Origin of the sequence: Streptomyces sp. NPDC004658 (genome assembly GCF_040609555.1) — a bacterium.
Classification (GTDB): Bacteria; Actinomycetota; Actinomycetes; order Streptomycetales; family Streptomycetaceae; genus Streptomyces.
Map to the genome: position 1 here is coordinate 1 of NZ_JBEXKG010000270.1, position 6,072 is coordinate 6,072.

General features: G+C 73.9%; 6 protein-coding genes. 1 reads left to right on the forward strand and 5 read right to left on the reverse strand.

Going from position 1 to position 6,072, the window contains the following annotated elements:
- Window positions 1–1,352: FG-GAP repeat protein (locus ABZV94_RS39460; protein WP_356349554.1), on the reverse strand; the 1,352-nt coding region annotated here is incomplete at its 3' end.
- A gap of 154 nt (window positions 1,353–1,506) precedes the next feature.
- Complete coding sequence (locus ABZV94_RS39465; protein ID WP_356349557.1) at window positions 1,507–3,345, reverse strand: glycoside hydrolase family 15 protein; 1,839 nt, start codon at window positions 3,343–3,345, stop codon at window positions 1,507–1,509.
- A 215-nt stretch (window positions 3,346–3,560) separates the two neighbouring features.
- Here ABZV94_RS39465 and ABZV94_RS39470 point away from each other — a divergent pair, with 215 nt between their 5' ends.
- Window positions 3,561–3,767, forward strand: coding sequence for a hypothetical protein (locus ABZV94_RS39470; RefSeq protein WP_356349559.1), 207 nt, complete (start codon window positions 3,561–3,563; stop codon window positions 3,765–3,767).
- Between the two features lie 126 nt (window positions 3,768–3,893).
- Here ABZV94_RS39470 and ABZV94_RS39475 read toward each other — a convergent pair whose 3' ends face one another.
- The 3 genes from ABZV94_RS39475 to ABZV94_RS39485 form a co-directional block, all read right to left on the reverse strand.
- Window positions 3,894–4,382, reverse strand: coding sequence for a DUF5709 domain-containing protein (locus ABZV94_RS39475; RefSeq protein ID WP_356349562.1), 489 nt, complete (start codon window positions 4,380–4,382; stop codon window positions 3,894–3,896).
- A gap of 232 nt (window positions 4,383–4,614) precedes the next feature.
- Complete coding sequence (prcB, locus tag ABZV94_RS39480) at window positions 4,615–5,469, reverse strand: proteasome subunit beta (protein ID WP_356349564.1); 855 nt, start codon at window positions 5,467–5,469, stop codon at window positions 4,615–4,617.
- 73 nt (window positions 5,470–5,542) lie between these two features.
- The coding region (locus tag ABZV94_RS39485; RefSeq protein ID WP_356349566.1) for a lysylphosphatidylglycerol synthase domain-containing protein at window positions 5,543–6,072 on the reverse strand (530 nt) is incomplete at its 5' end.

Here is a 6,072-nt window from a genome sequence, read left to right on the forward strand (position 1 = left end):
GCCACCAGCTCGGCGCGGCCGTCGCCGTCGGTGTCGGCGAGCCGGACCTGGGCGCCCCAGACGTCGTCGGCCTCGGCCGTGCCGGGGACGCCCGGGGTGTTCTGGTCGAAGGACTGGGCGTGGCTGCCGGTGAGACCGGTGCGGGAGCCCGGCAGCAGCCAGACCGCCCCGGCGTCGGCGACGGTGCCGATGTCCTCGCCGGGCGCGCCGACCGCGACGTCCGCGTAGCCGTCGCCGTTCACGTCGGCCACGGACAGGTCGGCGCCCCACGCGTCGCCGTCCTCGGCGGTGCCGGGGACGCCCGGGGAGTTCTGCGACCACCACTGCGGGGCGGTGCCGGGGCCCTGGGTGCCGGCCGGGCCGTCCTCGCCGCCGTAGTAGACGGCGACCAGGCCGCCGGGCGCGTTGGCGTCGCCGGCGGCCTCGTCGGCGGCGCTGAGCTGGCCCAGCACGAGGTCGTCGTAGCCGTCGCGGTCGATGTCGCCGGAGGCCGAGCCGAGGCCGCCGTGCAGGTCCCGCCGGTAGGCGAGGCCGTCGGGGCCGCCCGCGTAGTACGCCGACCAGCCCTTGGTGTAGTCGTCGTCGGGGCTGTAGCCGGAGACGACGAGGTCGGCGAAGCCGTTGTGGTCGTAGTCGCCGGTGGTGACGTAGCCGGGCTGGAGCCGGTGGCCGGTGGAGTGCGGGGCGCCGACCTGGCGCAGGACGCCGGCGTGCCAGGTGAACACGGTGAGGCCGACCTTCTGGTCGACCACCACGAGCTGGTCGGAGTCGACGTCGCCGGTGAACCGGGCGGCGGCCACCGACAGTCCGAAGCGGGCGCCGGCGGCGGGCTTCGCCGCGGTGACGGAGGCGTTCTGCTCCGCGCCGAGACCCTTCGCGGAGCCGTACAGGACGGTGACCCGGCCGGCGTCGGCGACGGTGCCCTCGTCCTCGCCGGGAGCGCCGATCACCGCGTCGTCGTAGCCGTCGCCGTCCAGGTCTCCGGTGGCGACGGCCTGCCCGAAGTCGTCCCAGGCCTCGGAGGTGCCGGGCACGCCCGGGGTGGACTGGCTGATCACCTGGACCCGGCCCCTGGGGACGGTGGCGTTGGTGCCGATGCCGTTCGGGGCGCCGTACTGCACGGTGACGTAGCCGGCGCCTTCCTTGCCGTCGACGGTCCCCTCGGGGACGCCGGTGAGCAGGTCGGTGTAGCCGTCGCCGTTGAAGTCGCTGTTGCGGTCGGCCGCCGCGGTGCCGCCGGGTACGCCCGCGAACGCGGCCGGTGCGGCGAGGACGCCGGCCGAGGCCAGCAGCAGGAAGGAGGCCGCGGCGACGGCGGCGGAGCCTGCGGTGCGGCGGGTGTTGCTGGTCATGTCCCTTACCCCCGTGGGTGCTTGATGGTCCGTCAGCCGGCTGGTCGGGTGCCGGTGCAGGGTTGGACCCGGTGGGGGTGGGGGTGGTTGTGCCGCGCGGACGCGCTGTGACACGGCGGTGACAGACGTCGCCGTGCCGGGACGCGGGGCGGCGTCAGCCGAGGGCGCGGTCCAGGTTGAACGCGGCGCTGATGAGGGACAGGTGGGTGAACGCCTGCGGGAAGTTCCCCTGTTGCTCGCCGGTGCGGCCGATCTCCTCGGCGTACAGGCCGAGATGGTTGGCGTAGGTGAGCATCTTCTCGAAGGCCAGGCGGGCCTCGTCGAGCCGGCCGGCCCGGACCAGCGCCTCGACGTACCAGAAGGAGCAGATGGAGAAGGTCCCTTCGTCGCCGCGCAGTCCGTCGGGGCTGGCCTGCGGGTCGTAGCGGTAGACGAGCGAGTCGGAGACGAGGTCCTCGGTGAGGGCGTCCAGGGTGGACAGCCACTTGGGGTCGGTGGGGGCGATGAACTTGGCGAGGGGCATCATCAGCAGGGACGCGTCCAGGACGTCGCCCCCCTCGTACTGGACGAAGGCGTTCCGGCGCTCGGACCAGCCGCGTTCCATGATCCGCCGGTAGATGGTGTCGCGGGCCTGGCGCCAGCGGCGGTGGTCGGCGGGCAGCCCGCGGTGGGTGGCCAGGCGGATGGCCCGTTCGATGGCGACCCAGCACATCAGCCGCGAGTACGTGAAGTTCTTGCGCCCGCCGCGGGTCTCCCACACGCCCTCGTCGGGCTGGTCCCAGTGGTCGCACACCCAGTCGACCAGACGGCACACGTCGTCCCACTGGCCGCTGGAGATGGGCTGGGCCCACTTGTCGTAGAGGTAGATGGAGTCGATCAGGTCGCCGTAGATGTCGAGCTGGAGCTGGCCGCCGGCGGCGTTGCCGACCCGGACCGGGGCGGAGCCCAGGTGGCCCTCCAGGTGCGGCAGGACGCGTTCGGGCAGCTCGGTGCGGCCGTCGATGCCGTACATGATCTGCAACGGGTCGGAGCCGTCGCCGCAGCCGGGGCTGATGTGCGTGGTCAGGAACCGCATGAACGCCTCGGCCTCGCCGGCGAAGCCGAGCCGCAGCAGCGCGTAGACGGCGAAGGCTGCGTCACGCACCCACACGTACCGGTAGTCCCAGTTGCGCTCGCCGCCGAGCTGTTCGGGCAGGCTGGTGGTGGGGGCGGCGACGATGGCGCCGGTGGGGGCGTAGGTGAGGAGCTTCAGGGTGAGCGCGGAGCGGTGCACCATCTCGCGCCAGCGGCCCCGGTAGCGGGACTGGTGCAGCCAGCGCCGCCAGTAGGCGACCGTGGCGTTGAACTGGTGCTCCGCCTCTTCGTGGGCGCAGCCGCGCGGGGACACCTCGCCGTCGACCTGGTCGAGGGCGAACACGGCGGACTCTCCCTCGCCGAGCTTGAAGTCGGCGCGCGCGTCCCGCCCGTCGTACTCCAGGGCGACGGTCGAGGTGAGCGACAGTGACTGCGCGGGCGACTCGAAGACCACCATGCCGTCCAGGGCGCGCATGGTGTGCGCGGCGGCGCCGTAGTCGAAGCGGGGGGCGACCAGCATCCGGAAGGGGACGGTGCCGCGGACGCACATCACGCGCCGGATCAGCCGGTGCCGGCCCACGTCCCCGGGCTCCTCGCCGACGATCGGCATGAAGTCCTGCACCTCGCCGACGCCGTCCTCGGTGAAGAACCGGGTGATCAGCACGTTGGTGTCGGGGAAGTAGAACTGCTTGGTGCGGGCCGGCACGGCGGCGGCCAGTTCGAAGCGGCCGCCGCGCTCGGCGTCGAGGATCGCCGCGAAGACGCTCGGGGAGTCGAAGGCCGGGCAGCAGTACCAGTCGATCGTGCCGTTGCTGCCGACGAGGGCCACCGTGCGCAGGTCGCCGATGAGTCCGTGCTCGGCGATGGGCAGGTAGCGGGGACTGCGGGTTCCGTCCCCGTGGAACGGCGAATCGGCCATCGGCGGCCTCCCGGTGAGCGGGGCGTGCGGTATGCGGCTGATGCGAGTTTTTTCCAGCTTAGGCGAGTGGTTCGCGCCGGGGTGGGAAGGCACTTGTCACCCGTTCCGTGGGCGCCTCCGGATGCAGGGGGCGCCAGGGAGGGCAATGGTGAGAGTGTGCCCCGTTCGAAAGGCACCGGCACGGATGCGGTCATCCGGACCGAGGAGGAGGCATCATGTCGACATCCACACCCGAAGAGTCCCGTTCGTCGGACGACGTCTGCACCCCGGACGCCCTGCTCCACTCCGCGCCCGCCAGGGACGTCACCCCTGAGGACCTGGTGATGGCGACGGGGCGGGACGTCACCCCGAAGACCCTCGACTGGGCGCGTCGCAAGCTGGAGTCGGAGGGCTCGGCGGCCATCGAGAAGCTGCTGCCCTAGGGCGGTCCGGGGACGTCAGGGACACGAACGGGGAGGCCGGCCGGGCGCGTGCGCGCCCGGCCGTGCGCTGCGCGGGACGCCACACGGAGGGCAACCGGCCAGCTACCCCCCGCGATGGGATCCCGTTCATTCCGGCAGCCGGGTCTCGTCCGGTACGACGTGCACCGCCGCCTCCTCGGCCCCGGCCGCTCCGGCGTCGATGCCGACGTCCTCGGCGATCTCCTCCTTGGTGGTGTCGGCGTGGGCGCCCTCGTCGGGCGCGACCAGCCGGCCCGCGCGGGACGCGCCGGCCTCGGGGTCGACCGGCTCGCCGTCCCCGCCGGGGAGGTCGCCGATCTCGTCACCGGCCGGGGGGGTCACGTCGGGGACCTCCTGGCCGAGCCGTTCGTCCAGGGTCTCCCCCTCGTGCTGCTCGGCGGCGGTGGTGCCGTGCTTGGTGACGCCCAGGGGCCGCTCGGGCGGGGAGTAGCCCTCGTCGAGCAGGTCGTCGTAGGAGCGCTCGCCGACAGCGTCCTGGAGGTCCAGGGGCCCGGCGTCCTCCTGTTCCTCGTTGCTGCCCGTGGGCTGGTACGCGTCGTCCGCCATGGGGGACTGCTCGGACTGCTGGTCGCTCATGGTCGCCTCCTTCGGGTTCGCGGGCGGTCCTGGTCCGCGTTTCCCGTGACCGGATCATTAACCCCGCCGGCACCCCGGCCGATCAGTCGGCGGACCGTTCGGCCAGGCCCGCCGTCCAAGAAGGCGCCGCGCGGGTGCAGCTCCCCGGCGAGTAGGCCGAGCAGTTCCACCGTGCCGATGCGGAGGGCGACGGCGACGGACAGGCCGGTGACATCCCGGCCGGCGGTGCCCGTCAGGGCGAGGCGGGCGGGCCGTCCGGACGGCCGGCGCGCTGCCGGACCGTCTCGCGGCTCAGGGCTTCCGTCTCCGTCTCGGGCAGCCGCTCGTAGCCGTCCTCGGTGATGACCGAGACGACGGGGAAGATCCGGCGGTTCAGGTCGGGCCCACCGGTCGCCGAGTCGTCGTCCGCCGCGTCGTACAGCGCCTGGACCGCGGCGAGGGCCGCCTCCCGGCGGGACAGGTCCGGCCGGTACAGCTTCTTCAGGGCGCCCCGGGCGTACGGGGAGCCGCTGCCCTCGGCGTGGAAGTGCCGCTTCTCGTACAGCCCGCCGGCCGCGTCGAAGCTGAAGATCCGGCCGCGTCCGCCCCCGGGCGCGGTGAGGTCGTAGCCGACGAGCAGCGGGACGACGGCGAGGCCCTGCATGGCCTGGGCGAGGTTCTGCCGGATCATGGCCGCGAGGCGGGCCGCCTTGCCGCCGAGGGTCATCGCAACGCCCTCCATCTTCTCGAAGTGGGTCAGCTCCACCTGGTAGAGCCGCACCATGTCGAGGGCGAGACCGACGGTGCCGGCGAAGGCGACGGCCGTGTGGTCGTCGGCGGGGTGCACCTTCTCCAGGTCGCGCTGGGCGATGAGGTTGCCCATGGTGGCCCGGCGGTCCCCGGCTATCAGCACGCCGTCGCGGTAGGTGAGCGCCAGCACGGTGGTGCCGTGCGGGAACCGGTCCGCCGGCACGCGGACGCCGGGCGGGAACGGGGGCGCGGTGGGCAGGAGCCCGGGTCGGTGGGCGGCGAGGAACTCGGTGAAGGACGACGTCCCCGGCGTGAAGAAGGCCTCTTCCGGCAGGCCCGCGCGGTCGTTCCCCTGCATGGCTCCCCCTCCTGTGGCGCACGGCAGTACCCGACTCCTACCTGAAGCGGACACGCCGGAAACTCCCCCGCCCTCACAGGACCTTGCGGCGCACCAGCACCGCCAGCACCAGCAGGCCGGGGAGCAGCGGCAGCCACACGGTCAGCAGCCGGTAGCCGAGGACGGCGGACGCCGCGGCGGCTCCCGGGGCGCCGGCGGCGGTGAAGGCGAGGGCGAGCGCGGCGTCCAGCGAGCCGAGGCCGCCCGGCGAGGGCAGCAGGGCTGCCGCGCTGCTCGCCGCCAGGTACAGCAGGGCCACCTGGAGCGGTGCGAGCGGCAGGCCGACGGCCCGGGTGACGGCGACCAGGACCAGCGCGTGCAGACCGGCGAAGGCCAGGGAGCCGCCCCACAGGGCCCCCGCGCGGGCCGGGCAGGAGTGCAGCGCGCGGAGGTCGGCCACCACGGTGGCGAGCGCTCGCCGGCAGCGCGGCCACCGGGGGGTGGCGAGCGGGACCGCCGCGAGGACGACGGCACCCAGGACGACGGCGACCGCCGTCGGGGAGACGTGCGGGAGGCGCAGCAGCCCGGGGCAGGCCGGGGCGAGCAGCGCGATCAGCGCCAGGC